The following is a 26,776-nucleotide window of genomic DNA, read 5'->3' on the forward strand; positions in this document are numbered from 1 at the left end:
CTTTTTTTAGTCAAGTAAGTTTCTGCGCTTTAAGAGTGGGCGTAAACGCAGAGCTAAGATAAAGGCCAGGGCACTTTTGAGAATTTCAGCCAGAATAAAGGGAGTAATCCCAATGGCTAAAAGTCCGCCGATGGAAAGGCCCTTGCCCATATAGCTGTTTAAAATAAAGGCCATATAGACAAAACCAATTGAATTGGTCACTAAGTAATTAATGACTAGGGCAATGAGGTATTCTCTAGGCCCTGGATTGGCTTGCTTAGCTAAATAGGTTGAAACCAGGCTAGCGGCAGCAAGGAAGCCTATAATAAAGCCAAAGGAAGGGGTTAGGACACTTTGGAAACCGCCATGGAATCCGGCAAAGAAAGGTAAGCCGATTAAGCCGCCCAGTAAGTAGAGCAGGGTGGTAAGAAAGGCTTCCTTAGGTTTTAAAAATAGAGCAATTAAGTTAACTGCAAAGGTTTGTAGGGTAAAGGGAACAATCCCAATAGGAATAGTTAACTGAGAAGCGATAACCAACAGGGCAATCATCAAAGCAATACGAGTAATTTCTTTGGTTTTCATTTTTGTTTTCTCCTTATGCAAAGATCGATTAACAGGGCCTTTGAGCCACTGCCCCTATTAAGCAAGGATAATTATTCCTGCTTAATAAGTTTTTGCTTCTAGCTAGTCGCTAACGAATTGTTGACTCCCAAAATGAATATTGGGGCTGACTAGGGCATGGGTGTCTCCAGCGCTATCTTCCACTAAGAGCTGGCCTTGTTCATTAATCCCTTTTATTTTTCCAGTTTTAGTGACCTGATTTTCTTGGTAGCTTACTTCTTTACCCAGACCCAGTAGGTGTTTCTTATAGGTGTCTAGAAATTCACCTTGGGCAAAGTGGTGATGGTAGGTCATAAAGCATTGGATAAGGTCAACTAAGAATTGGTTAATATTAAAGTCTTTAGGTAATTCTTTGCCAAAAAAGGTCCCAGCAATTTCCCTAATATCAGCCACTTTAGACAAGTCACCGGCTAGATTTAAGCCCAAACCGACGACAATATAAGACACACTAGGGATCTCTAAGTCAGAGACCATTTCGCAAAGGATTCCGGCTGCCTTGTGACCTTGGTAGAAGAGATCGTTAACCCATTTGACCTGGATGGGTTCAGCTAAGTAACTCCCTAAAGTCTCGATAACGGCACTGGCCGCTAAGAGGGTGTAGAGAGGCACTTCAGCTGGGTTAGAACAATTGGGTTTCAGAGCCAAACTGACATACAAGCCATCCTCTAAGGAAGAATAGAAGCTTTTCCCTAGACGCCCCTTTCCGGCTGTTTGTTTTTGACTAGCACAAATAACCAAGTCATCTTGGTGTTGACTCTTATAGGCCTTGATATATTCATTGGTAGACCCAACTTCATCTAAAAGAATGAGTTTCCACTTGGCTTCCTCTTGGTCCAGGTAATAAGTCAATAGACTCTGGTTTAGTCGTTGGGGTAGAGCTTGAATCTGGTAGCCTTGCTTTCCAGATTCGATGACGAAGCCTTCCTTACGTAGGTTTTCAACCGCCTTCCATACTGCATTACGGGAGAGGTTGAGTTGGTCGGCTAGGACCTGGCCACTAAGGGGCGCTACCATAAGCTGCTCTAAAACCGCTTGACTGGTTGTCATGCAAGTATCTTCCTTTCTGAATAATCTTAACGAATAGCTATAAGCATTTTATATTTTACAAATATCAGGATAAACTTGTCAACTCGTTTTTAAACTAGGGTGACGTAAGCGATAGGCTAACCATATCATTTTAAAGACCTCTGTGATCGTGTTAAAATGAGAATATAAGATAAAAGGAGGAAAAGTTATGTCAGAAAAATTTGATCAAATTAAAGGTAAAGTCAAAGAAACCGCTGGAAAAGTATTTGATGACAAAGAAACTGAAAACGAAGGCAAGACTGAAGACCTTTCTGCCCAAGCAAAAGAAGCAGTTAACGATGTAAAGGACTCCGTAAAGGGAGCAGTTGATGGGGTTAAGAATAGCTTTTCAGACGACAAAGAATAAGAAGTACTGATAAACTTATTAATTAAAAGAGGCTGGACAAAAGTTCTAGCCCCTTTTTAGATTGTAGACAGTCCAATTCCTCCTTTGTTGTTGTCAACTCACACTTTCTCCAAATCTGTTCCAAGCGCAGAGCAAGCGTTCATTTCAGAAAAAGGCAGTTAATTCCCAGGCCCGATACAAAGAGAGCGGGTAAGCCTTCATTGGGCTTGAGTCTAGGAGTTAACTGCCTATTTTTAATCTTTATTCATAGAGTGGATATATTTTTTACTAGTGGCTAAATCGTCTTCATCTAACAAGATTTTTATGGTATCTAGGGCTTGGAGTGTGGTATCACCATGTGGGGTGATACTTTGACCTTTGCGTTCAATATTTAAGAGCAGGGCGCTTGGAGGAAAGGCTAAGTCTTTAACGGCTAGCTGGTTAAATTGGGAGAGAACACTCACTTGGTAAGTGAGGCTAATTTTTTTCTTGGTGAGCTTTGCCGCTGATTTGTCTTGCATCCGTTCATAGAGACTTTCGTAAATAGGCGCCAGGCCCAGTCTTTCGCAGATGACATAGGCAAGGGCAGCCACGATGGCCAAGGGCAGCAAATTGTTAAGGTTACCCACCATTTCCACTACGAGAATGATAGAAGTTAATGGCGACCGTACCACAGCCGTTAGAACTCCAACCATGCCTAAAACCATGAAATTAGTTAATAAGGCTGAATCAATAGGAAGAAAAAGTTGAATAAGCATAAAAACGCTGGCTCCACTGAGACAACCGATGGCTAAGGTGGGAAGAAAAATCCCACCAGGGACCCCCGTGCTATAGCAAAAAGCGGTGAAAAAAATCTTAGCAAAGAGAATGATTAGGAGGAGCTTGAGGGAAAAGGGATGGGCGATAAAGTCAAAAACCAGTTCATGCCCTGATCCGGTGATCCAAGAAAAACCATAGGAAACAAAAGCAGCCAATAGAAAACCGGCCATTACCCGGTGAATTATTTTTGGAAAAAATTTTTGCATGGTGGTTTGCAAGGCTAAAAGTGACTTAGAAAAGCAATAGCCGATAAGAGCAGAGGCTATCCCCAAAAAGATAAGAGCAAAATAAAGTTTTAAGGGAAAGTTTTCTGGTGTTTTTAGGGCAAAGGAGGGTTGTAAGCCAAATAGCGATTTAGAGATCAAGTCAGCGAGGATGGCTGAAATCAGGGCGGGAATTAAGATAAAGGAAGAAATACTCTTATGAATCTCTTCTAATACAAATAAACTCGCCGCAATTGGAGCATTAAAGGCAGCTGCTAAACCGGCAGCGGCTCCAGCGGTAATTAAGAGGCGAGTGTCTTCAGGACTAGTCTGGCGTTTTTTACTGTAACCCTTAGCCACAGCCGCTCCGATTTGAATCGAAGGGCCCTCACGTCCTAAAGACATCCCGCTAATGATGGCAAAAAGTCCCCCTACAAATTTTGATAATAATAAGGAAAGAACCGGCATATTAAATTGTCCCAGTAATTCTCCCGTCACCTGAGGGATGCCACTGCCTCCAGAGAGAGGAGACCTTTTTAATAAGTAGCCGGTAAGCCAAGCCATCAGAATGACCGTAACGATAGTTATAGCGATAAAGCTTAAATGATTTTGGCTAAAGAGCCAAGTGTGCCACTGAGAAGCATAGCCTAATAAATAACGATAGAGGACTGCGAAGAATCCCGCTAAGGCGCCTACGGCAATGGCCTCAATGATAGAGAGGGCGTGTGACTTAGCCACTTCGGTCTGCATTTTATTGGCTTTAAATGGACTTGTTTTCACTTTTCAGCCTTCTTTCTAGAGAGTTAATCGTCTAAAACGATATCACTTCCATTATAGCAAGGCTGTCAAGACGATAAGGAAAATTTCATTTAGACCTATTCAGAGCGATTGAGGAAAAGTCAGGCTAATTCTAAATAAAATGAGGAAAAGCCCTGGATTGCATCGGTCTATTTCGCAAAAAAGACAGGAAATGTTTCAATATTACAAAGTATATTACAGAAATATTACAGAGGTGGTGAATAATTTCTCTCTAAAATTGACTTAAAGAAAAAAGTACCCCAGGAAAGGGGCCATAGCAATATTTAATAATTCTTTAAAAAGATATGGCTTATAAAAGATAAGCTTTTAAATTTTCACTAAGAAGGCAAAAATGAAATAATTTGTAATCGACTTGTTACCCAAAAAAATTCCCCAGCATATATAATAGATATTGTGAATAAATAGATTTTAATAAATTTTAAAAATTTCTGGGGGTAAAACAGAATTATGAAAAAGACAAAGAAAATCATGTTAGGAACATCTGTACTGACTTCAGCGGCCTTGGCAGCTGTTATCGCACCAAATGTTGATGCGGCTGAATATACCATTAAGGTAGGGGACACTCTATCTGAATTAGCGCTTCAGTTTAATACCACTATTGAAGAATTACGTGACGGTAACAACATTGAAGATGTGAACCTTATCTTCGCTGGGGAAACCTTAGACGTTCCTTCTGCAGAAACACCTCAAGCTTCTAATAAAAAAGAAGTTAAAGGAAACAAAGAAGTTAAAGCTGAAAAACCAGCACCAGCAGCAAAAACCACTACTAGCCAAGCAGTAGATGCTAATGGCGTTTATACTGTTGTCGCTGGAGACACTTTAAACAAGATTGCTGCTGAGTTTAACACCACTGCTCAAGCCATTCGTGACTTGAACGGCTTACAAGGGGACTTAATCTTAATTGGTCAACAATTACAAGTGAAAGTGGCTTTACAAGAAAGCCCAGCGCCAGTTGCTGAATACCAAGCAGCTCCTCAAGACCAAGTGGTTGAAGAAAAAATCGCTTATGAACTTCCTGAAGTGACTGCTAATGAAGGTCACGTAGAAGAAAGCGCAAGCCCAGTTGAAGCACCAGCAACTCCAGAAGTGGCAGAAGCTCAAGTTACTCCTAAAACAGAAGTTGTTGAAGCAGAAGTAGCTAGCCCAGCTCCAGCCAAAGAAGTAAAAGTTGAAGAAGTTGTAGTTAATGAAGCTGCTCAAGCAAAAGAAGCTGCTCAAGCAAAAGAAGCTGCTGAAAAAGCTCAGGCAGAACAAGCTCAAGCCCAAGCTGCTAAGGAAGCTCAAGCGCAAAAGGCTGCTCAAGCTCAAGCAGAACAAGCTGCTAAAGAAGCTGAAGCCCAAAAAGCTGCCCAAGCTGCTAAGGAAGCCGAAGCGCAAAAGGCTGCTCAAGCCCAAGCAGAACAAGCTGCCAAGGAAGCCGAAGCTCAAAGAGCTGCCCAAGCTGCTAAGGAAGCTGAAGCACAACAGGCAGCCCAAGCTGCTAAACAAGCTGAAATTGAAAAATCTCAATTACAAGCACAAACTTACCAAGCAGCCAACACCCAAGTTCAAGCCCAACCAGTAAGCACAAACAATGCGACTGTCTTATCTGCTTACGATGGGAGTGTTGACCCACGTGGATTAGCTCCAGCAGGACAATGTACTTATTATGTCATTAACCGCCTACATGCCTTAGGGAAACCAGTTCCTGGTCCTATGGGTAATGCTAACCAATGGGCATATACTGCAAGTAGTCATGGTATCCCAGTATCAAATACACCAACCGTCGGCTCTGTGGTTTCCTTCCCAGCCGGTGTTGCAGGTGCCTCTGGTTATGGCCACGTTGCCTTTGTTGAAGGGGTTAACCCAGATGGCTCCATCCGTATTTCAGAAATGAACTTCGGTGGTTCACCAAACGTGACTTACCGTACTGTTGATGCTGGTTCTGCAGCAGCCTCATCCTACATCCATTTCTAATAAATTAAGTAATAAAAAACGAGTGTTTACCCCACTCGTTTTTTATTTAGTCAATTTTTATGGTAGAAACATGATTATAAGCGAGCTTTTGGCATCACCAAGACTCGCTTTTTTGCTTAAAAGTCTTGTAGGAAGTCAGAAATAAAAGGGCTGGCATTGGTTTTTCGCCCTTTTCACGGTATAATGTATAAATTAGAGAGTATTCTATTGACAATTCTTTGTCGACCCTGACGCAGGGGTTGGCTAAGAATGGAGGAAATAGAAAAATTTAGATGGAAAATTGAAGTTCTTAAACTAAAACGTGTTCCGGTCATAGGGCGAAGGTCTACTCCAATAGCTGATAAGGCTCAGGGAGTTGGGTTCGAAGAGCTAGCCTTGAAGTCACTTTAGAAAATTCCAAGGCACAGGCAGGCTAGGCTGATGGATTTTCTTCTAGCAATTTCGTCCTCTGCTGTAACTGTTACACTTAAGGAGTTTTAATAATGAAAAAAATTTTAGTCGTTGATGATGAAAAACCAATTTCAGATATCATTACCTTCAACCTTCAAAAGGAAGGTTATGATACCCTGGCAGCTTTTGATGGGGAAGAAGCCTTAGAAAGTTTTGCCAGCTACCAACCTGACCTTATTGTTTTGGACTTAATGTTGCCTAAAAAAGACGGCTTGGAAGTGTGTCGTGAAATCCGTAAGACCAGCAGTGTTCCTATCATTATGCTGACTGCTAAGGGTGAAGAAATTGACAAGGTGCTCGGCTTGGAAATGGGAGCCGATGACTATGTGACCAAGCCCTTTTCCAACCGGGAACTTTCAGCTCGGATTAAGGCCAACCTCCGCCGGTCCCAGGTTAACGTTGAGGCTGCAGAAGAAAAAGAAGAAAGTAATGAATTAAATGTTGGTAACCTAACCATACATGAAGATGCCTACTATGTGTCTAAGAATGGTAAGGAAGTTGATCTGACCCACCGTGAGTTTGAGCTTCTCCATTACTTATCCAAGCACTTAGGCCAAGTGATGACCCGGGAACACCTCTTGCAGACGGTATGGGGCTATGACTATTTTGGCGATGTTCGAACCGTGGACGTGACCGTACGTCGTCTACGTGAAAAGATCGAAGACACCCCTAGCCATCCGAAATTACTCATGACCCGCCGTGGTGTGGGGTATTATCTCCAAGATAATGACCAGGAGTAGGAAGCAATGAAGGAAAAACAAGAAAAATCGAAAATTTCCTTTCTTAATTCGATTCATTTAAAGATTCCTTTGGTCATTATCTTGCTCTTGTTACTTGGTTTGCAATTTGCCGGGGCTTATTTTATCCAACAATTGGAACAGGAAATGATGCGCAGCTTTGATGATCAAATGAATGTGCAAATTGGCTTTCTGGAGGATAGTGTTCGCCCCATTATTCAAAATGAAGATAATAAGACGAGTGACCAACAGGCGCAATTAATTAATTCATTGCGTCGTTTTAATGTTAGCAATGTTTTGGAAACCTTGGTGGTTGATGATAAGGGACAGATTCTCGCCTCAAGTAACCCCAGCAACCAGGCCAATGTGGGCCAACAAACGACTGATAACATGATCCGTACAGTTCTCTATAATAACACTAGCCTAAGTAAGGAAATGTATGACAATGAAGAGAATTTGCGAATTAAACAATATGTTGTCCCTATTTTTTCTTCAGATAATTCCGGTCTATTGATCGGGGTTTTAAGTGTGACAGTCAATATTGAAAGTGTCTACAACCAAGTGCAAAATACTGGGCTGATTTATATCACTTCATCGGGCTTGGCCTTGGTCTTTTCTATCTTATTGGCAGTCTTAATCTCTAGAGGGATTACCGGCCCAGTCCAAGAAATGACCAATCAAATTGAAAAGATTGCCGATGGAAATTATAGTGACCAGGTTAAGGTCTATAGTAATGATGAGATGGGCGTCTTAGCCCAGTCGATTAACTATCTATCGGTTCGAGTGCGCGAAGCCCAAGAATCCACGGAATCTGAACGCCAACGGCTGGATTCAGTCTTAAAACATATGACCGATGGGGTGATTGCTACTGACCGCCGCAGTCGGGTCATGATTACCAATAATCGGGCCTGTGAATTAATTGGCAAAAAAGAAGCTGAAATTATGGGACATTCCATTATGGAAGTGCTCAATTTAAGGGATAAATATACTTTCCGTGAGTTATTGAATAGTGAAAGTGATATTTTAATGCATTTTACTTCTGATGATGGCCAAGAATCCATTATTAAGGGTGAGTTATCTGTCATCCAAAGGGAATCTGGCTATGTCAGTGGTCTAGTCTGGGTCTTAACTGATGTGACTGAGCATGAAAAAATAGAACGTGACCGCCGCCAATTTGTCTCAAATGTTTCTCATGAATTGCGGACGCCCTTGACCAGTGTCAGGTCCTATAGTGAAGCCCTGGCTGATGGCGCCATTAAGGATTCTGAATTAGCGGTAGAATTCCTCGGTGTCATTCAAAGGGAAACGGACCGCATGATTCGAATGATTAGTGACCTCTTGAACCTTTCTCGGATGGACTCTAACCGCCAGGAAATGAACCTGGAGTTGATCGATTTCCAAGGTTTAGTCAACCATATCTTGGATCGCTTCGATATGATGATTCAATCAGAGGATTATGTCAATGAAGAATATCATATCCAACGCGAATTAACCAAGTCACCGATCTGGGTGGAGGCTGACCAAGACCGCCTCACACAAGTAATTGATAATATCTTAAACAATGCCATCAAGTATTCACCAGATGGGGGGACGATTACGGTCCGTCTTATGACCACTCATAATGAGGCGATATTAAGTGTTCAAGACCAAGGACTAGGTATTCCACAAAAAGCTCTTGGACACGTTTTTGACCGTTTCTATCGGGTAGACAAGGCTCGTTCCCGCCAACAAGGTGGCTCGGGTCTAGGTTTAGCCATCGCTAAGGAAGTTGTGGAATTACATCACGGAAAAATTTGGGCCAATAGTATTGAGAATAAGGGATCAACCTTCTTTATTTCTCTGCCCTTTGAACCTGATATGGGGGAGGATGATTGGGAATAATGCGAAAATTTTGGACAAACTTGCCTCATTTTCTATTAACCTTTTTAGTCTTACTCAGTATCTTTTTCTCCCTTAATATTATTGGCCCTTTCACTAACTTATCTAGTAATTGGTCAGGGGATGAGGGAATGGAAGCGAAAACCACTGCCCTTACCCCGACTCAAATAGCTAATCCGGGGGACAAGACGCCACTCTTAAAAGTATTCCGGCCTGTTTCTTTGGTCTACACTGATGGAGATGGCTTTTGGCAAAGCCGGGAAGCTAATTTGTTAACTCACTTTAATGAGAAGATGACCCAGTTAAAAGTGGATAAGCTTGACTTGGAAAGTCTCAAGAAAGAATCATTGGCTGACTATATCCAAGAAAGTCATAATAAGGAAATGATCGAGCTGGAGTACGCGGATCAAATCCCTCTCCAACTCTTAGGCTTGACCAGTGATGACATTAGTGGCGAATTAGGACAAATTCCCATCAATCTTATCTCCTATCCCCGGGATAGCCGAATTCTTTACTTGATTGACCGGGAAGAGGGCCTAGTCTATAGTCTGCCTTTAAAAGCGCCGGCTAACTTTGATGACTTAAAGACCAGTATCGATGAGAATAAGAGTGGTTTTAAGGCAGTTAAGCGGGTTGATTTGAAAACCCCTTACCACTACTTGCTCGATGACAAGGTTGAGGTTAAGGCCTTATCCTATATTTTGGAACGTCAATCCAATGCGGCCTACTTGCAGCTCTTATTTAACCTCCCTGACCAAGTCAATGACTATAGTGACGTTGAGTCTGCTCGCTACTATACCGAAAACAAGGGCTTAGTAATTAATAATAGTAATTTTGAAATTTTATTCAACCAAACCGTTGATTACGAGCTTAATACTGATCCCTTGTCGGTCATCTTACAAGCTTACAATGACCTCCAACGCATCCAGGCCAATAATGATAATTGGATCTATAGCCAATATAACCATAAAGAAAAGAATGTCACCTTTAGAAAAGTCGTTGGCGGCATCCCTATTTATGGGTCTAATTTTGTTTCACGGATCCGAATTGGTTTTCCTAAGGACCATACCCTGCAAGCTAAATTTTCAGCCCTCAATATTCAAACGCCCTTGAATGATTTGACGGAAAATTTTGAAATGCAACCGGCTACCAGTATTATGAAATTGCTTGAAGTCAACCATATTAGTAGTAAGGATATTGATTCGATAAATATCGGCTATTATTGGGTACCTAGTTCCAAATCCAATCGTTTAATTTCCTTGGTGCCTTGTTGGATGATTGAAAAAGATGGGACCTACTTTATGCTAGATGAACTGGTCGATATGACTAAAAATGAGGCTTATGTGACGCGAAATACGGCAAACGACGTTCCGGTCTATATCAAACACAATCGCAGCGACCAGGAGGCTCAACCAGCAGAAGTGGATAGTAATAACGAAGAAGTCTTTAAAGAAATGAACCAGGCTCAGAGCCGTTAGAGGGAGGAAGTCTTATGAATTTTCGTCAAATTGAAAATATATTAATTATTGTCTTTCTCGCCTTAAATATCTTTCTGGCCTATATTCTTTTTGGAAAGAGTTTTATGGAGACGACTTCCATCCAGTCCAATATTAATATCCAACAGGAATTAAAGAATAATGAAGTCACCATGAACTTTAGCCCTTCTTCAGATGACGTCCAGTTGCCACTGATCGCAGGCAAACAAAGTCGCCTATCCACCGATGGAGGAGACCGGGCCAAGGAACAGAAGTTAGAGTGGCGGGATTCAACTGAGGAACTCTATGGGGAATTTAAAAATCCGATTAAACTACCGGCCCTAACGGAGAGCAATGTAGAAAACCCTACCCAGTTGTCCCCAGAGGCCTTAAAGCCGATCGAGGACTTGTTAGCTTCTGGAGCGATTGAGCATGGTCAAGAATATCACTTCTTGATCTATAACCGCCAACGCAAAATTATTTACTATGGGCAAAATACCTATGCCGACAAACTGGCCATGGATTCTAGTGCTGAATTACTCTTTCATTTAAATGATCAAAATGAAATCGTTTCCTATGAATTGAGCCATGTCCATGACGTGAGTCCGCAAGGGGAAGAACGTCCTTTGATCACCCAAAAGAATGCCATTGATAACTTATATCTCTATAATGAGATCCCTTCCAAGGCCAATATTTTGTCAGCCAATATTTGTTACCAGCAAACTTTATCTGTTGATGATATTATTGTTTTTAAACCGGTTTGGGCCATTATGATGCAGTTGGATGACCATACCACTAAAACTACCTTTGTTGATGCCATTAATGGGACGATCGTCCAAAATGCCCCCGCTTCTCAGCCAGTTAATCCCTCAAGTGATGGCGACAAGGCGGGGAGCCAAAATAGTCAAGCCGCCTAGGAAGGAGATCAAACCATGAAAAAAGAATTTCCAACCCTGACCTTAATCATCCTTTTAGGCCTGTTTTGCCTGCTTCCTGATTCGGTTTTTGCAGCAGATAACCAAGGAATTTCAGTTGCTGATTACCAGGTTAAGGTGGAATTTGACCAGCAAGGAGATATTAAGGAGCACGAACAAGTTCGCTATCAATTTGATAAGCAAGTCGACCAATTAAGCCATGTGATTAGTACAGGCGAAAGTGGCCACCTACGTCAATTAAATATCGATATGCGAATGAATTCAGCCAGCGAAGCCTTTCCTTTTGTTCAGAGTACTTCCCACACGGTAGGAACCTTTGACCTCCACCAAAACGGCAATAGTGTCCAAGTGGACCTCTACAATACCATGTCTGGCGATGATGAAATTGTTAATTATATTGCCAATATTGAGGATGTCTGGACCAAGTACGGCAATCAAGTGATTATGCAAAAGGACTTTTTGCTCTTGCCTTTCGATATTCACTCAGCACAAATTACCTTTAAATTTCCCCAGGCAGTGGACAAAAACCACTATAAGGCCTGGTTGACTAGCCCAGCCCATATCCAAGAGAAATGGCTGGATGAGTCGACCTTACAAGTTCAAGTCAGAGATCTGAGCGCGGATAGTAAGTTGAACGTGCAAATGGTGCTTCCAGCAGACGTGATGCCTAATATCAAGGGGGAAGGTCCCGTCTCTAAGGGTGAGCAAATTAATCGAGAGATTGATAAGCATATCGCCGCCAGACAAGCCTGGTACCGCCAACGTTACTGGATAGTGATGGGGGTCAGTTTAGCCTTGGTCGCCTTATTGATCCTCTACACTTACTTTTTGCTCAGACGCAAGCAAAAGATTCGACAAGCAGCTGATACTCAGCAAGTCAACCACAGTCATGAACTCAGCCCGGTCGAAGTCAGCGAACTATTAAAGAAGAATTACAGCCGGCATGATAAGCTGTGGCTGGTCCTTTTATCCTTAGTAGCTAAAGGCAACTTGTCCTTACGTTTTGTCAACGCGGATGACCGCTTCTACCCTTACTTTAAAGTCTTGGCTAGTCAAAGTGACGATCCCTATGAACAAGTGGTTCTTGATGCCTTTATTGGTTACCAAGAGGATAGGGATCTTGATTTCGCCAGCTTTAAATATAGTCTGGGTCTGAAAAAGAAGGGCAAGACGAAGGCTTACCGCAACTTATTGCGTGCCCTTAGCAAGCTGGATAAAAAACGCAAACAGGACCTGCAGTTATTAGATAAGACCGGAAGCCGCTTGTATGGCTTTTTATGGTGGCTTTACGTCGCTGTCTTTATCGTCCTAGCGGGTTTAGTGATTTGGCTAATCTGGGAGATAAATAGGGGTCATATTTGGCTCTTAGCCCTGGCCTTTTGCTTAGTGGGGATCTATTTATTGAGGCGTTATACTCTGCCGATTTATAATGCCCAGGGGCAAGAACTTGCCAAATATTGGAAGACTTATTTTAACAGCCTTAAAGGTCGAGACCAGTCTTTAGGTTACAGTCAAAAGGACTACCTCTACAGCTTTGTGACTGGGGATAACTACCGACTGATCAAGCAGGCGAAAAAAGCCAACCAGTCGCTAAGCGGCAACTTAGCTCAGGCTTTAGATGCTGTGAACCAATACCAATTAAAAGATTTTATGTAAGAAACGAGGAGAATGAAGTTTGGATGTTTTGGACAAAGACGCAGAGCAAAAAGATTTTACCATGCGCATTTGTATGTTAGCTAGTGGGTCAACAGGAAATGTGACTTATATTGAAACCCCACAGCGAAATATTTTAGTTGATGCGGGCTTAAGTGGTAAGCGTATTGAGGAATTGCTCCAGAAAATTGGCCGGGATGCCAAGGACCTTGATGCCATCTTTATCTCTCACGAACATTCTGACCATTCCAAGGGAGCAGGCATTATGGCTCGGCGCTACCAACTCCCCATCTATGCCAATGCCGATACCTGGTCCTATCTCGAGCAGAAATGTGGCAAGTTAGATGCTGACCAAAAGATAATTATGGAGCCGGGGGAACGGATTAGCTTTGGCGATGTCGATATCCTGAGTTTTCCTGTCAGTCATGACTCTATCAATGCGCAGTTCTATGCCTTCCAAAAAGATGGCAAGCAATTCGCCATGATGACAGACTTAGGCTATGTTTCCGATCGTTTAGCTGGCCTGGTATACAATTCTGATGCCCTGATGATTGAAAGCAACTATGACAATGATATGTTAAGAATGGGTAAGTACCCTTGGCGTTTAAAGCAAAGGATTTTTTCTGACCGGGGCCACCTGTCTAACGTTGAAACGGCTGAAGCCTTGACTAAAATGATTGGTGATCGGACCAAACGGGTTTACCTGGGGCATATTTCCAGGGAGAATAACTTAAATGCCCTGGCCCTTGAAACCAATACGGCGATTTTAAAGGAGAACGGCCTCGGGGTGGGCTATGATTTCGACCTTTATGAGACCCACCATTACCAACCTACCGATCTATTTACCCTTTAATGAGAAAATATTCATATATTTTTCAAATATTCATTCTAAGATAGTTAAAATCCTTGAAGTGAACAAATATAACAAGTGGAGGAAAAATATGCCTAAAGAAGTTAATCCTGATAAAAATCATAATTTAAAAGATGACACTAAAAACGCTATCAATTCTAAGTGGGGAACCGCTATTATCAGTGGCCTAATCGGTGCTGGCTTAGTGGGTGGGGTCTCCGCTTACGCCAACCAAGACAAGGTTTCTGAAGATGAAGTGAAGACTATGGTTGAACGCCAAGTCAATGCCGAAAGCCAAAATAAGAGCGAAAATAAAGGTCAACAAGGGACCCAACAAGCCAGCGTTGAGATTCAATCTGATGTTTCTGCTGTGGTGGATAAGGTTGCTGGCTCAGTGGTTTCGGTGGTGAACCTGGCTCGTCCTAACAACCAGGTTTATGACTTATTTGGCTTCACCCAACCCAGCCGCAATAGTGATGAACTAAAAACCGCCTCAGAAGGTTCGGGAGTGATCTATAAGGTCCATGGTGACAAGGCCTATATCGTCACCAACAACCATGTGATTAAGGGCAGTGACGCCCTGGAGATTATCCTTGCTGACGGAACCCAAGTGCCAGTTGACCTGGTAGGAGCCGATCCTTGGACTGACCTGGCTGTCTTGGCCATGCCAGCTGAATATGCTAAAACCGTGGCAGAATTTGGCGATTCTTCTCAATTGAAGGTAGGGGAACCAGCCATTGCCATTGGTTCGCCATTAGGCTCTGATTTTGCCTCAACGGTAACATCAGGGATCGTTTCTGGTTTGAACCGTCAAGTACCGACCGACTTAGATGAAGACGGGCAAAGTGACTGGACCGTGACTGCGATTCAAACAGATGCAGCCATTAACCCGGGGAACTCAGGGGGCGCTTTGGTGAACTCTGCCGGCCAAGTGATTGGGATCAACTCCATGAAGATCTCCACCGCCCAAGTGGAAGGCATGGGCTTTGCCATTCCAAGTAATGATGTGACCACGATTATTAGCCAGTTAGAAAAAGATGGTCATGTGACCCGGCCAGGACTAGGCTTGCGTATGGCTAGTCTCTACCAATTCCCGCTGGAACGGCAAAAACAAATGTTGAAATTGCCTGAGGCAGTTGAGGATGGGGTAGTTGTGATGGAGGTCGACCCTAATTCTCCTGCCGACCAAGCAGGTTTGAAGCAGTATGATGTGATTACTCGCTTTGGAGACCATGAAATTAAGGATACCACTCAATTGCGTCAAGCTCTCTATGGTTCAGACCCAAATGGTAAGGTTGAAATTGAATATTACCGCAATGGTAAGAAGCAAACCACTACCGTTCAATTACGGCCTCAAGACCATCATAATGCCTAGTTACTTAGAATTTTTTGATAATATTGTGTGCAAGCTCCAGGTTTACTGGGGCTTTTTCTTTGTCTTGTTTTTGGCTTTATCAACATAATCCCCAAGCCTTATGCACAAGATCAGGGGAAAACTTTGTGAAACTGTGGATAACTTTGTTGAAAAGTGGATAAGTCCCGTCATCATAGCTTTCTGCTATGTGGGCAATTATGTGTATAAAAAGTGAAAACTTGGGATAGGTCAAAATTCCTGGGCAAAAACCCCTTAATAATAGGCTTTATTATTAACAACTTGTGGATTTGTGGAGGAAATTGTGGATAAGTCCTTGTGAAAAGGGGGAGTTATGCTATGATGAAGAAGAATTTGAAGAAAAGGGTGACTTGAGATGCGGATTACCATCCTCAGCGTGGGAAAATTGAAAGAAAAATATTTGAAACAGGGGATTGCTGAGTACCAAAAACGAATGCAACGCTATGGTAAATTAGAAGTGATTGAGGTTAAGGATGAGCCCACCCCAGACAATGCCAGCGACTTGGAAAACCAGCAAATCATCGAAAAAGAGGGTCAACGCCTACTGGCTAAGATTTCTCCCCAAGCCTATGTCATTGTGCTTGCTATCAAGGGCCAGGCCTTAAGTTCGGAAGAATTGGCCCAGCAAATTGATCATTGCCTGACCTATGGCAAGAGTGAGATCGTCTTTGTGATCGGCGGATCCTTGGGAACCAGTCCGGCTGTCAACCAGAGGGCGGATCTTTTACTGAGTTTTGGTCGGATGACCCTCCCCCATCAATTGATGCGTTTGGTGCTTAGCGAGCAAATATACCGGGCCTTCCGCATTATTCACCACGAACCCTATCATAAATAAAAGAGTGCGACAAGCGCATCAAAGAGCAAGACCGCTGGAAGGAGTACCTGGTAAATCCTTAAAGAGGATTTACAGGAACTTCTGAAGCGGACGCTTGCTCTGCGCTGGGAGCAGGTTTGGATAGAGTGCGACAAAAGTCAAAAAAGCCACTAGGCTCTGTGGATAAGTCAACTTATCCAGGGCCTAGTGGCTTAGTTTTTATTATAAAATTTTATTGACCTTGGTTATTTTGGGCATAATTGGTGCCAAAGATTGAATCCCAGATGCCTAAGAGGCTTTGCCAGAGGCTGTGGAAGAAATCGGTGATTCCATTTTTATCAGTCTCGTCCATATTATCCCAAGCGGATTTGGCGGAATCCACTAATTGGCCACTCTTTTCTTTTAAGGTTTGGCCAAAGTTAGAAAGAGCGTTTTTTTGTTCTTCAGTTAGTTCGATTTGGCTAAATTTGGTCATGAGGTCGCGTAATTGTTGAATGTTTTCTTCAGAAAGGACGCCATTAAGATTGTAATTATTGATGACGTTATTAACAATGACTTGAATGGTATTGCCATCGATCGATCCGCCATTTTGTTCTTTGGCTTGTTGGATCTGGTTTTTCATATCAGCGATGGCAGCATTCAGGGTTTCGTCGGAATAGTTTTCTTTGTTTTGATTTTCCTTAGTAATGGTTGAAGCGGTTTGTAATTCTTCTTGGGCGACAGAAACTGCCTTGCCATCTAAGGCTTGGCCGCTGTCTTGGAAGGCCTTATAGACACCTGCCAAGGCACCGGAACCGTCCACTTGAACAGCGGAAGCGACTTTAATATCCACATTGGTTGCTCCGGCTGTTAGGGCTGCGTTCTCATATTGTAAGGGCGTAATGGCGGTAATGGTCTTCGGAGTGACGATTTCTACATTGACTCCACTGTGCTTGGCTGGAGCAATATAAGCGGATGAATAAACTTGGTAGTATGGGTAATTATCATGTAATAGGCCATTCAATTCATTAATATTCACTTGGACAGCTCGGGCATTGGCATCAACCCCTAAGAGCTTTTGAGTCTCTTGGAATTGGCTTTGGTTGAGGGACTCACCATAAGTAAAAATAGATTCTTTGATAGCTGCCTGGGCACTTGTTTGGGGAATGAAGAGGGCGATGGCCATTAGGCAAGCGAGTACGGCCAAGAGCCCACGTTTCAATTGATTCATTCGAAAAACCTCCTTAATTATTAATTCTATTATAACATGGCTAAAAAGATAATCTTTTAGCTTTTCCTTAAGGGGAGGCTAAGGAATTGTAAAAAATCACTTGGAAACTAAAATTTTATTTTAAGAAATAAATAAGCTTTAAGGAGGTCATAATGCGCTAAAATAGTTCTATCAAAAAAATGTAAAGCGATTGAAGACGAAAGAGGCGATGACAATGAATAAAGAAAAAGCCCATGAATTATTACGCTTATTAGAAAAAGATGCCAGTCTTAGTGACCAAACCTTGGCCGACATGCTTTCCTTAAGCAAAGATGAAGTCGTAGAGATGAAGGCAGTGCTCAAAGACGCTAATATCCTCTCTGGCATCCAAGCCATGGTTAACTGGGATGCGACGGATAATGAGTATGCGTCAGCCATGATAGAAATCACAGTGAACTTGCATAAGGGGGTTTCCTACCAACAAGTCGCTGATGTGATTAGTCAGTACGATGAAGTAGAAGCCCTGTATTTAATGAGTGGAGCCTATGACTATCTGGTCTTAACCAAGCGCCTCCCCATGCATAGGATATCAGGTTTTGTCAATAAACTAGCTACCCTGGATCACGTTCAAGGGACTGCCACCCATATTGTCATGCAACGCTATAAGGACCACGGGACTCAATTCAAGACGAAGACGGATGGTAGAAATCGGTTGGTGATTAGCCAATGAGTCAGTCAATCAGTCATAAAGCGGTCCAACTAGCCCCCTCTGGCATCCGCCGTTTCTTTGAAGTTGCCAATGAAATCCCTGATGTTATTTCTTTAGGGGTGGGGGAACCCGATTTTATGACCCCCATGCCTATCCGACAAGCAGCTATGCAATGTATTCGTGAGGGAAAAACCTACTATACGGCCAATGCCGGTTTGATGGAATTACGTCAGGCCATTAGTCAATACATCGATGTCAAACATGACCTGCATTATGACCCCCGCTCAGAAATCGTGGTGACCGTGGGGGGGAGTGAAGCCATCGATATGGTATGCCGGGCGATTATTAATCCTGGTGATGAGGTCATTTGTATTGATCCCAGCTACGTTTCCTATGCGCCTTCAATTAAGCTAGCTGATGGTGTGGTTGTTCCCGTGACCTTAAGGGCTGATCGAAATTTTATTCTGACTCCGGAAGATTTAGAAGCAGCCATCACTCCTCAAACCAAGGCAATGATTATCAACTTCCCGAACAATCCTACTGGAGCAAGTATGACTAAGGAAGAGCTGGCTGCCTTAGTGCCAGTGATTGAGGCTCATGACCTCTATGTCATCACTGATGAAATTTATTCTGAATTAAATTATAATCAAGAGAACTTGGTGTCGATTGCTGCCTTCCCAGGAATGAAAGAGCGAACCATTTATATCAATGGTTTTTCTAAATCCTTTGCCATGACCGGTTGGCGCTTGGGCTACGCCTGTGCTCCTCATGAGATTATGGAACAAATGATAAAAATTCACCAGTTTACCATTATGGCAGCCCCAACCATTTCTCAATATGCAGGGATTGTCGCTCTAAGAGACTGCGACCATGATGTCCAAGTGATGCGACGGTCCTACCAACAAAGGCGAAACTTTTTGATGGCCCGCTTTAAGGACATGGGCCTCCCTTGCTTTGAGCCTCAAGGAGCCTTTTATACTTTTCCAGATATTAGTGAATTTGGTCTCACCAGTGAAGAATTTGCCTTGAAATTATTAGATGAAGAAAAATTAGCGGTTGTTCCTGGATCGGCTTTTGGCGAAGGCGGCGAAGGGCATATTCGTATCTCCTATGCCTATTCCTTAAATGAATTAGAAGCAGCGGTTGAAAAACTTAAGCATTTTATCCAAAGACTAAGACAAAATTAGTAAAAAAACACTTGCCCATTTGGTATGCTCCCCTTAAAGTAGACACTTAAAAAAGTAAAACTACTTTAGGGGGAGTTTTTATGCGTTCAAATAGAAAACATTCACCAGCAGAGTTGGCTAAATATATCCATCTTTATGAAGAAGGAACTTCCTATGCTGAGCTTTGTGATCAGTATGGTCTCTCAATTGATTCATCTATTTTTAGAGAATATTATCTCAGATATCGAGAACATGGCTTTGCAGGGCTAGAATCACAGACAAAGAATAATTCTTATAGTGAAAAGTTTAAGCAGAACGTAGTTCAAGAATACTTGAATACAGAAATCTCAATTAAAAAGATTGCTAGAAAATACAATATCCCTAGCTTTTCTACTGTGAGGAATTGGATTACTAAGTATACTAAAAGGGAAGAATTAAAGGGCTACCATCCTAAACCCGAGGTGTATACAATGAAAAGCCAAAAGAAAACCTATCAGGAAAAAGTTGATATTGTTAAAGATTTTCTTGAAACAGGTATGTCTTATAAAGAGACTGCTGAAAAACATAAAGTTTCCTACAATAATGTTTACTCATGGGTCCAAAAGTATAAGAAATATGGTCCCGATGGGCTCATTGATAGTAGAGGACGCCGCAAACCGATAAGTATTCAAAACGAAGAAGAGAAATTACGTACAGAATTATCCGCGCTTAAAGCACGTAATGAATACTTAGAAACGGAGAATGCTGCTCTAAAAAAATTGAAAGAAGTGGAAAGAGAGTTGATGTCCAACGGACAAAATATCAAGCAGAGTTCAAAACAATCGAAAAATTAAGCCAGGAAGGACACAAAATAACATTCTTATGCCATTCGCTAGGTGTCAGTAGATCTGCTTATTATAAATGGCTCAACCGAGAGCCATCCAAGACAGAACAACGTTTACAGTGGTTAATGACTTTAATTCAAGAAGCTTATACTAAATATGAGGGCATCTATGGTTATCGTCGAATCACCATTTATCTTAATCACTTTAAGAATGCGCGGGTCAATCATAAGTGTGTCTATCGTCTCATGAAATTAATGGGTTTAAGATCTGTTATTCGCCGTAGGCGATATCACTACAAAAGAAGTAAGCCTCAGCATGTTGCAGAAAATGTGTTGAACCGTGAATTTGATAAAGATTATGGACCATCGGAGGTACTATTAACGGATGTTACAGAGTTTAAATATGGCTATAACTATAGTTATAAGGCTTATTTAAGTGCAATTCTTGATTACGGAATAAACAAGGTTATCGGCTTTAAATTATCAAGAAGAAATAATAATCAGCTTGTTCAAGATACAATTGTTCAGATAGAAGAAGAGCTTATCCCTAAAGAAACAGTCTTTCACAGTGATCGTGGTTTCCAATATACCTCGCACTTCTTTAAACGTTTTATCGACGAAAATCAATTAATTCAGAGTATGTCACGGGTCGGAAAATGTATTGATAACGGACCAATGGAAAATTTCTGGGGAATCATAAAAGAAGAGATGTATCGATTAAAAACTTATGAAAGCTTTGAACAACTTGAAAATGATATCAAACGCTACATAGAATTTTATAACACAGAACGTGTCACACTGGATATGGGACTTAAAATTCCAGCGTAAACCCAAGAGTAATTAGCCGTTCGGCTAAAAAAGTTGAACTTTAATCTAGTTTTCAGTTAGACTGTCGGGGCTTGTTTGGCTTGCCCATCTTTTAAAACAGCTAATGGGCTTTGTCAAGGTGGAGAGCGGAGCGGACCTTGACAAAGTCTTGAAGCTGTTTACGCTCCCTCCTTGTCAAACAAGCCTGACCGCTAAACTATCTTTCACATTGAGTTTTATGAAACATCCTATTCACTGATAAATAATACTTTAAAATCTAAAATAAAAACCATGCATGACAAAAATCACACATGGTAAAAAATTTATTTATTTGTCTGTCTACTTGACAGGGAGCAGTTCAATTTTCGGACAAGTGTTTTTTGCTTTCTTAAATTAGTAATCGACATTGCTTGGGTAATCGTTAGCGGCATTCCAGAGTAGGTATTCATAAACACCGTGGTCACGGAGGGCTTGGATTTGCTCTTCGATTTCAACATTGGTGTATTCTTGATAAGTCCCATTAGCTAGGTAGCTAGCGGTAAATGCCTGTAGCCAAGGACGGGAATGAGCATGGTCGCCATCGATATTTTCTAAGCGAAGGTCTTCGACATCCATATAGTTATCAACGACCCCATAAGGTTCAAGGTCAGGTGCAGTGAAGCCAAAGTCACCATTACTCCAGTGACTGGGATAAATCATGGAAGAAACCACATCGACCGTATTGGCAATATCGGTAAAGTCTTGACCGATGCCTGGGGCTGCACCAATGGTGGTGACATAACCGAAGATATCAGCTGAGACATCGACACCGTAAGGACGGAGCTCTTTTTGAGCATAGGCCAAGAAGTCGGTGATGGCCTGGCAGCGGCCTTCGACACTATCTTTACCATAGTGGGCATAATCTCCCATGTCGTAAACTAGGCTAGTCCCAAAGTTTTCGAAGCCTTCGGGGAAACGGACATAGTCGAATTGGATATCCTTGAAGCCAAGTTCGGCAGCGCCCTTAGCCACGTCGACCACATAGGCCCAAACGTCTTTGTTATAAGGGTTGAGGAAGGTTTGGCCTCCTGCGTCAGACCAAATCTCTCCATTGGATTTCTTAAAGGACCAATCGGGGTGGGCTTGGGCAGCATAGGTATCCTTGAAGGTGGTGATGCGGGCAATCGGATAAATTTGCTTCTCCTCAAAGGTTTGCATCATTTCTTGACCATTAAAGGTAATTTCTTCGTTCTTCTTAACTAAGTCATTATCGGTTGGCAACTGGGTAGCGATTGACCCCCAGTCAGACTTGACATCGATGACTACACTGTTCAAGCCAGTGGAATCAAGTAAGTTAATATTACGTTCCAAAATACTTGGTGTCCCCATACCGTGGGCAGACAGGTAGATGCCGCGAACCCCTTCTTTAGGGTAGGCAATGTTGACCTGACTGGCCTTGTAGAAGCGTTCGGGTTTAACACTGGGGACTCGGAGTAAGGCCTTGTTACCTTCATTGATTTGTAATTCTTGGTCGCTAACCTCCACTTTTTCGGCCTTAGCGACTTGGTTAGTGTTATTGGTATGTGAAGACTTGGCTGCTTGATTTTGAAAGCGATCGCGGTTAAAGAAAACAATAATTAAGAGAACGGCTAATAAACACAATAAAGCAGCAGAAATCTGTAACCAACGTCTTCTATGGGGAGGGCGACGATATTCTTGCTTAGACAAAGTCATAACCTCCTTTGTGAGTGTGCGGGTCAGCTAGGGCTTGGTCTTTGTTTTGCGCATCTTGCAAGGCTTGACGGCTCTTTTCTAGCTGACTTTCTAAATTCTTTAATTGGTTTTGCAAATTGACATGTTTTTCATTAAGGGCCGCCATGGTATCCTCAAAGGTGTCAATGGTGGCATCCTTTTCACCAATTTCTTGATAATATTGGTCTTCTTCTTCTAAGAAGTTTTGATAGTCATTGAGGTATTGTTCCACTTGACTTGCGGTTTCATTGAGAGATTGGCGCAAGCCTTCATCTTCCACTTTTTCACTGACTTGTTTTAAGGCAGTGAGCTCCTTGATGGCTTTTTGGGTGGCTTCTTCACGTAGTTTGAGATTCTTCCCTGTTTGACTATTTTTGTCTCCTAAGCGACTCAATGAAGAGTCCTGGCTGATATCTGTTTCAAAGTGACTTTGCAGTTCAGATTCCTGAGCTTGAATCTGATTCAGTTGGCTAGTAATGGTTTCAATATTTTCTAGGGCCGACTGTTCAGCAGGCTGTTTGCCACAGGCGACCAGAGCAAAGACCATGACTAGCAATAGTCCCAATTTCTTTACCATATTTCTCATCCTTTTCTTATAAATAAAATAAAACTGTTTTCAGTATAACAAAAAAAGAAAGGCTTTCCTACTCATCTTCATTTTGCTTTTTACAGCGAGTTTTAGCTCAGTTTGCTCTTAGTGAGCGCTTCATAGTCTTCGAGTAAATTCAAAAAGAAAGCTTAACATTTTGATAACATTGCCCCAGGCTATCGCCCTTGACCGCGCTTTGATTGTATAATAATAGGTAAGTTTAAGGGCTAAAAGAAAGAGGTTAGCATCCATGTCAAGAAAGAAACGTTTATTAGCTTATGCAGCAACGGTGGTTGCCAGTTTAGCGGGCTATGCTTATCATGCCCTTTACCAAGAAGATCGGAGCGTAAAGAGTCGGCTCTTAGAGGACTTCTACCGGCTGAAAGACCGGTTAAAAAATGCCGATGAGGCTGATTACCGCCAATTCCTAGAAGACCAGTTGAAGACTGCTCGGCAGGGAGATTTAAGCTATCCCAAGAAACATGGCATGAACATCTCTCTCTCAAGCTATCAAAATGGCCAAGCCTATGTGCTCAGCCCAGAAAACTACCGGTCAGATAAGCTAGTGGTTTATTTCCATGGGGGTCATCGGATTGAAGCAATTCCGCCTAAGGAGTGGCGGTTTTTGGAAAAATTTGCTGAAGACAATCGGTTGCGCCTATTAATCCCCTATATTGAGCCCCTTTCCTACGCTTATTTTGATGAAGAAGTCGACCGTTTAGAGGCCTTACTGGATGAAATTAGTCTGGACTATACCGATGAAGACCTCTATTTAATGGCTTCAGATACTGGGGCCCTATTTGCCTTACCCATTGCAAGAGATAGCAGTAGTGATCTTATCCTTGAAGGCTTGATATTACTTTCGCCTTGGGTAACGACGAAACATAGCATCACTAGCAGTCAAGACGAGGACCAAAAAGATTACTTGACGACCTTTTCTGATTACCAAGCCATTGCTAGTTTATGGCAAGCGAGTGAGGGACGGATTATTGCCCTAGACGCTGAACGGGCAGGGACCTTACCAAAGGTCCATCTCTTTATGGGTAAGAAAGATGTCCAATATTTAGAAGTCTTAGCCTTTTACCGGAAATTAAAGCAAAAGGGCCTGGCAGTCGATTTTTATGCCTTTGATTATTTGACCCACAACTTTCATTTCTTGGCTATTCCTGAGCAGGATGAAGTCATCGATTTAATTGGAAAAGTGATCTTGCCTTAATACTTTTTTATAGTTATCTATTGGCTTTCTTGTTATAATAGTCAATAAAGATCAGAAAGGAAGATGTAAAAGTGTTTGGATTTCCTTTATTCTACATGTTTGATCCTACCATTATCTTATTAATCATTGGTGCCATTATTGCCGGGATTGCCTCTTGGAATGTCAATCGGACTTTTGATAAATATAGTCGCTATACCAACCGCCGGGGCTTAACTGCTGACCAGGTGGCCCGGATGATGCTTGATCATAACCGGATTGGCCATGTGGGTGTGAGTACGGTGCGAGGGAAATTGACCGACTACTACGCTCCTCGTGACGAGACCCTTTATCTCTCGGACCAAGTGTCCCAAGAAAGCTCGATTTCAGCCATTGGTGTTGCTGCCCATGAGTGTGGCCATGCCTTACAAGATGCTGATAACTATGCCTTTATGCGGATCCGGGAAAAAATCGTTCCCGTGGTTAACTTCGGGTCCAGTCTGTCTATGCCTATTCTATTACTTGGGGTACTTTTTGGAATGAACCAAACCCTGATTAATATTGGGATTGCTCTGTTTTCTTTGGCCTTAGTATTTCAATTGGTGACTTTACCGGTTGAATTTGATGCTTCTAGACGGGCCATTCGTTGTCTCGACGAAATGAATATTCTGAGCCAAGAAGAATTACCCTATGCAAAGTCTACTTTAAGAGCAGCTGCCTTGACTTATGTGGCGGGGACAGTGTCTACCTTACTCTCTCTCTTGCGGATTATTATTCTTTTCGGTGGCAACCGGCGGGATTAAGCTTTTAATATAATAATTTTTACTAAATAGTGTTGGAGAGCATTCGTTTTGCATTTGAATTTGGCGTTTAATAGCCATGGCATCGGTTCGGGCCAAGGTCCCTCACCTAGCGAGACTCAAATGCCTCGTACGGCTAACGCCTACGATGCATAATTCGCTTCGCTTGCTTTTTCATGGCTAACGCTAAAATTCAAAGCGCCACTGCTGCTCAAAGCTATTCACCTAAAATTTTTGCCTAATATCTAGTTATTGGTATTAATAAATAAAAAGTAATTGTACTTTTCTAGAGTTGATTAGTATAAAAAAAGCGTGACCATTTTGTGGCCACGCTTTCTTTTTGAAAACTATTTATTAGTAAGCTTTTAAGTAACGTTCAACTTCCCATTGGGTGACTTGGGTTTCGTATTCATCGTGTTCGATGGTTTTTGCTGTAATGAAGTTATTGGATAGGTGACTACCCAGAGCATCGAGCACCACTTGATCTTCTTTGAGGAAGTTAACTGCTTCTTTTAAGTTAGAAGGCAGTTGTTCAATATGAGATTCCCGTAACTCTTTTGAAGTCATGTTGTAAATGTTTCGGTCAATGGGTTCAGGAACAGGAAGTTTGTTTTCAATCCCGTCTAGACCGGCATAGATGCAAGCTGCCATAACGAGGTAGGGGTTAGCAGAAGGGTCTACTGACCGTAATTCAATCCGAGTCGAATTGCCGCGGGCTGCAGGAATTCTAACTAATGGTGACCGGTTTTGAGCGGACCAGGCGATATAGACTGGGGCTTCATAACCAGGAGTTAGGCGTTTGTAGGAGTTAACGATTGGGTTACCCAGAGCAGTGATGGCTTTGGCGTGTTTTAAGATCCCAGCCACAAATAGGTGGGCGGTTTCGGAAAGGCCGTCAGCACTATTTTCATCATAGAAGGTATTACCATTGTCATCAAAGAGGGACATGTTGCAGTGCATCCCTGAACCGGCGATACCGTAAACGGGCTTTGGCATGAAGGTAGCATAGAGATTATGCTTGCGGGCGATTGACTTAACAATCAATTTGAAAATTTGGACCTTGTCACAAGCATCTACCACATCAGAATACTTAAAGTCAATTTCATGTTGGCCAGGGGCACATTCATGGTGGCTGGCTTCCACTTCAAAGCCCATTTCTTCTAAGGTAAGGACGATATCGCGACGGCAATTTTCACCGAGGTCAACGGGAGCCAGGTCGAAGTAACCACCATGGTCATTGACTTCAGTCGTTGGTTCGTCACTGTCATTTAATTTAAATAGGAAGAATTCTGCTTCTAAACCGAGGTTGAATTCCTTAAAGCCATCATCATTTAAACGTTTGACACAGCGTTTCAGATTACCTCGAGGGTCACCGATAAAGGGCGTGCCGTCTGTGGAATAAATATCACAGAGCAGTAAACCGATTTTCTTGTTGTCACCAGCGGTCCAAGGGAAGATTAACCAAGTATTTAAATCGGGAATTAAATACATGTCGGATTCCTCGATACGAACAAAACCGTCGATGGAAGAACCGTCAAACATCAGTTTATTATCCAAAACCTTATCCAATTGGCTAATCGGCACTTCGACATTTTTTAGGGTGCCGTTGACATCACTAAAGACGAGGCGGAGAAAGTGGACATTTTCTTTTTTGATATCGGAACGGATTTGCTCTTCGCTAATTTGTTTCATCTTTTTATAACTCCAATCTTCTTAACAGCTTAGTTAATCGATTTCTATGTAAGAAAATATAACACATGTAAAATAAGATCACAAG

General features: G+C 42.3%; 23 protein-coding genes. 16 read left to right on the plus strand and 7 right to left on the minus strand.

Translation table 11 applies throughout. The features are described from left to right. Positions 1-6: 6 nt before the first annotated feature. The gene (locus CJ190_RS01560) at positions 7-561 is read right to left on the minus strand and encodes a biotin transporter BioY (RefSeq protein ID WP_013668916.1); all 555 of its coding nucleotides are present in this window, start codon (positions 559-561) and stop codon (positions 7-9) included. A gap of 102 nt (positions 562-663) precedes the next feature. Then, positions 664-1,647 (minus strand): biotin--[acetyl-CoA-carboxylase] ligase, encoded by a 984-nt coding sequence (locus CJ190_RS01565; RefSeq protein WP_064292647.1) that lies wholly within the window; start codon positions 1,645-1,647, stop codon positions 664-666. Positions 1,648-1,834: 187 nt separating this feature from the next. Here CJ190_RS01565 and CJ190_RS01570 point away from each other — a divergent pair, with 187 nt between their 5' ends. Further along, a complete protein-coding gene (locus CJ190_RS01570) occupies positions 1,835-2,032 on the plus strand; it encodes a CsbD family protein (protein ID WP_013669868.1) in 198 nt (65 codons plus the stop codon). Positions 2,033-2,265: 233 nt separating this feature from the next. On the opposite strand, the gene CJ190_RS01575 is transcribed toward CJ190_RS01570, so the two are convergent. After that, positions 2,266-3,813 (minus strand): ClC family H(+)/Cl(-) exchange transporter, encoded by a 1,548-nt coding sequence (locus CJ190_RS01575; protein WP_064292646.1) that lies wholly within the window; start codon positions 3,811-3,813, stop codon positions 2,266-2,268. 486 nt (positions 3,814-4,299) lie between these two features. Between CJ190_RS01575 and CJ190_RS01580 the strand changes: the two genes are divergently transcribed. The 9 genes from CJ190_RS01580 (at position 4,300) to rlmH (ending at position 16,014) form a co-directional block, all read left to right on the plus strand. Next, positions 4,300-5,808, plus strand: a complete 1,509-nt coding sequence (locus CJ190_RS01580) for a LysM peptidoglycan-binding domain-containing protein (RefSeq protein ID WP_083307069.1) — start codon at positions 4,300-4,302, stop codon at positions 5,806-5,808. Between the two features lie 482 nt (positions 5,809-6,290). After that, entirely contained in the window at positions 6,291-6,998 is a 708-nt protein-coding gene (gene yycF, locus CJ190_RS01585) for a response regulator YycF (RefSeq protein ID WP_060777751.1), read from the plus strand. 6 nt (positions 6,999-7,004) lie between these two features. After that, complete coding sequence (gene walK, locus CJ190_RS01590; RefSeq protein WP_013669607.1) at positions 7,005-8,876, plus strand: cell wall metabolism sensor histidine kinase WalK; 1,872 nt, start codon at positions 7,005-7,007, stop codon at positions 8,874-8,876. Continuing rightward, on the plus strand, positions 8,876-10,351 hold the full coding sequence (locus tag CJ190_RS01595; protein ID WP_064292643.1) for a hypothetical protein: 1,476 nt from the start codon (positions 8,876-8,878) through the stop codon (positions 10,349-10,351). The genes walK and CJ190_RS01595 overlap by 1 nt, the downstream gene beginning before the upstream one ends. A 14-nt stretch (positions 10,352-10,365) precedes the next feature. Then, positions 10,366-11,265 carry a two-component system regulatory protein YycI gene (locus CJ190_RS01600; RefSeq protein WP_070598003.1) on the plus strand — a complete coding sequence of 300 codons (900 nt, stop codon included), beginning with the start codon at positions 10,366-10,368 and terminating at the stop codon, positions 11,263-11,265. A 15-nt stretch (positions 11,266-11,280) separates the two neighbouring features. Further along, a complete protein-coding gene (locus CJ190_RS01605) occupies positions 11,281-12,939 on the plus strand; it encodes a DUF2207 family protein (RefSeq protein ID WP_064292641.1) in 1,659 nt (552 codons plus the stop codon). A gap of 19 nt (positions 12,940-12,958) precedes the next feature. Then, complete coding sequence (locus tag CJ190_RS01610) at positions 12,959-13,789, plus strand: MBL fold metallo-hydrolase (protein WP_082888625.1); 831 nt, start codon at positions 12,959-12,961, stop codon at positions 13,787-13,789. 88 nt (positions 13,790-13,877) lie between these two features. Continuing rightward, complete coding sequence (locus CJ190_RS01615) at positions 13,878-15,161, plus strand: S1C family serine protease (RefSeq protein WP_064292640.1); 1,284 nt, start codon at positions 13,878-13,880, stop codon at positions 15,159-15,161. A gap of 373 nt (positions 15,162-15,534) precedes the next feature. After that, a complete protein-coding gene (gene rlmH / locus CJ190_RS01620; RefSeq protein ID WP_064292639.1) occupies positions 15,535-16,014 on the plus strand; it encodes a 23S rRNA (pseudouridine(1915)-N(3))-methyltransferase RlmH in 480 nt (159 codons plus the stop codon). A gap of 211 nt (positions 16,015-16,225) precedes the next feature. Here rlmH and CJ190_RS01625 read toward each other — a convergent pair whose 3' ends face one another. Further along, entirely contained in the window at positions 16,226-17,203 is a 978-nt protein-coding gene (locus CJ190_RS01625; protein ID WP_064292638.1) for a DUF1002 domain-containing protein, read from the minus strand. Positions 17,204-17,417: 214 nt separating this feature from the next. Here CJ190_RS01625 and CJ190_RS01630 point away from each other — a divergent pair, with 214 nt between their 5' ends. From CJ190_RS01630 to CJ190_RS01645, 4 genes are all read left to right on the plus strand, one after another. Next, positions 17,418-17,912 carry an Lrp/AsnC family transcriptional regulator gene (locus CJ190_RS01630; protein ID WP_064292637.1) on the plus strand — a complete coding sequence of 165 codons (495 nt, stop codon included), beginning with the start codon at positions 17,418-17,420 and terminating at the stop codon, positions 17,910-17,912. Continuing rightward, positions 17,909-19,078, plus strand: coding sequence for a pyridoxal phosphate-dependent aminotransferase (locus CJ190_RS01635; protein WP_070598002.1), 1,170 nt, complete (start codon positions 17,909-17,911; stop codon positions 19,076-19,078). Before CJ190_RS01630 ends, CJ190_RS01635 begins: the two co-directional genes overlap by 4 nt. An 80-nt stretch (positions 19,079-19,158) precedes the next feature. Further along, a complete protein-coding gene (locus CJ190_RS01640; protein WP_064292635.1) occupies positions 19,159-19,890 on the plus strand; it encodes a helix-turn-helix domain-containing protein in 732 nt (243 codons plus the stop codon). Between the two features lie 17 nt (positions 19,891-19,907). After that, positions 19,908-20,708 (plus strand): IS3 family transposase, encoded by an 801-nt coding sequence (locus CJ190_RS01645; protein WP_082888624.1) that lies wholly within the window; start codon positions 19,908-19,910, stop codon positions 20,706-20,708. A gap of 372 nt (positions 20,709-21,080) precedes the next feature. Here CJ190_RS01645 and CJ190_RS01650 read toward each other — a convergent pair whose 3' ends face one another. Together CJ190_RS01650 and CJ190_RS01655 are read right to left on the minus strand one after the other, a co-directional pair. Further along, positions 21,081-22,394, minus strand: a complete 1,314-nt coding sequence (locus tag CJ190_RS01650; protein ID WP_064292685.1) for a putative glycoside hydrolase — start codon at positions 22,392-22,394, stop codon at positions 21,081-21,083. Then, entirely contained in the window at positions 22,387-22,995 is a 609-nt protein-coding gene (locus CJ190_RS01655; RefSeq protein ID WP_064292633.1) for a YkyA family protein, read from the minus strand. Before CJ190_RS01655 ends, CJ190_RS01650 begins: the two co-directional genes overlap by 8 nt. Positions 22,996-23,257: 262 nt before the next feature. On the opposite strand from CJ190_RS01655, the gene CJ190_RS01660 reads away from it, so the two are divergent. Then, positions 23,258-24,223, plus strand: coding sequence for an alpha/beta hydrolase fold domain-containing protein (locus CJ190_RS01660; protein WP_070598001.1), 966 nt, complete (start codon positions 23,258-23,260; stop codon positions 24,221-24,223). Positions 24,224-24,294: 71 nt separating this feature from the next. Continuing rightward, complete coding sequence (locus CJ190_RS01665; protein WP_064292630.1) at positions 24,295-25,002, plus strand: zinc metallopeptidase; 708 nt, start codon at positions 24,295-24,297, stop codon at positions 25,000-25,002. 351 nt (positions 25,003-25,353) lie between these two features. Here the strand turns inward: CJ190_RS01665 and glnA are convergent, their stop codons facing one another. After that, positions 25,354-26,691: a type I glutamate--ammonia ligase gene (gene glnA / locus CJ190_RS01670; RefSeq protein ID WP_064292629.1), complete on the minus strand. Its 1,338-nt coding sequence runs from the start codon at positions 26,689-26,691 to the stop codon at positions 25,354-25,356. Positions 26,692-26,776 lie beyond the last annotated feature (85 nt).

Origin of the sequence: Aerococcus loyolae (genome assembly GCF_002871915.2) — a bacterium.
Classification (GTDB): domain Bacteria; phylum Bacillota; class Bacilli; order Lactobacillales; family Aerococcaceae; genus Aerococcus; species Aerococcus loyolae.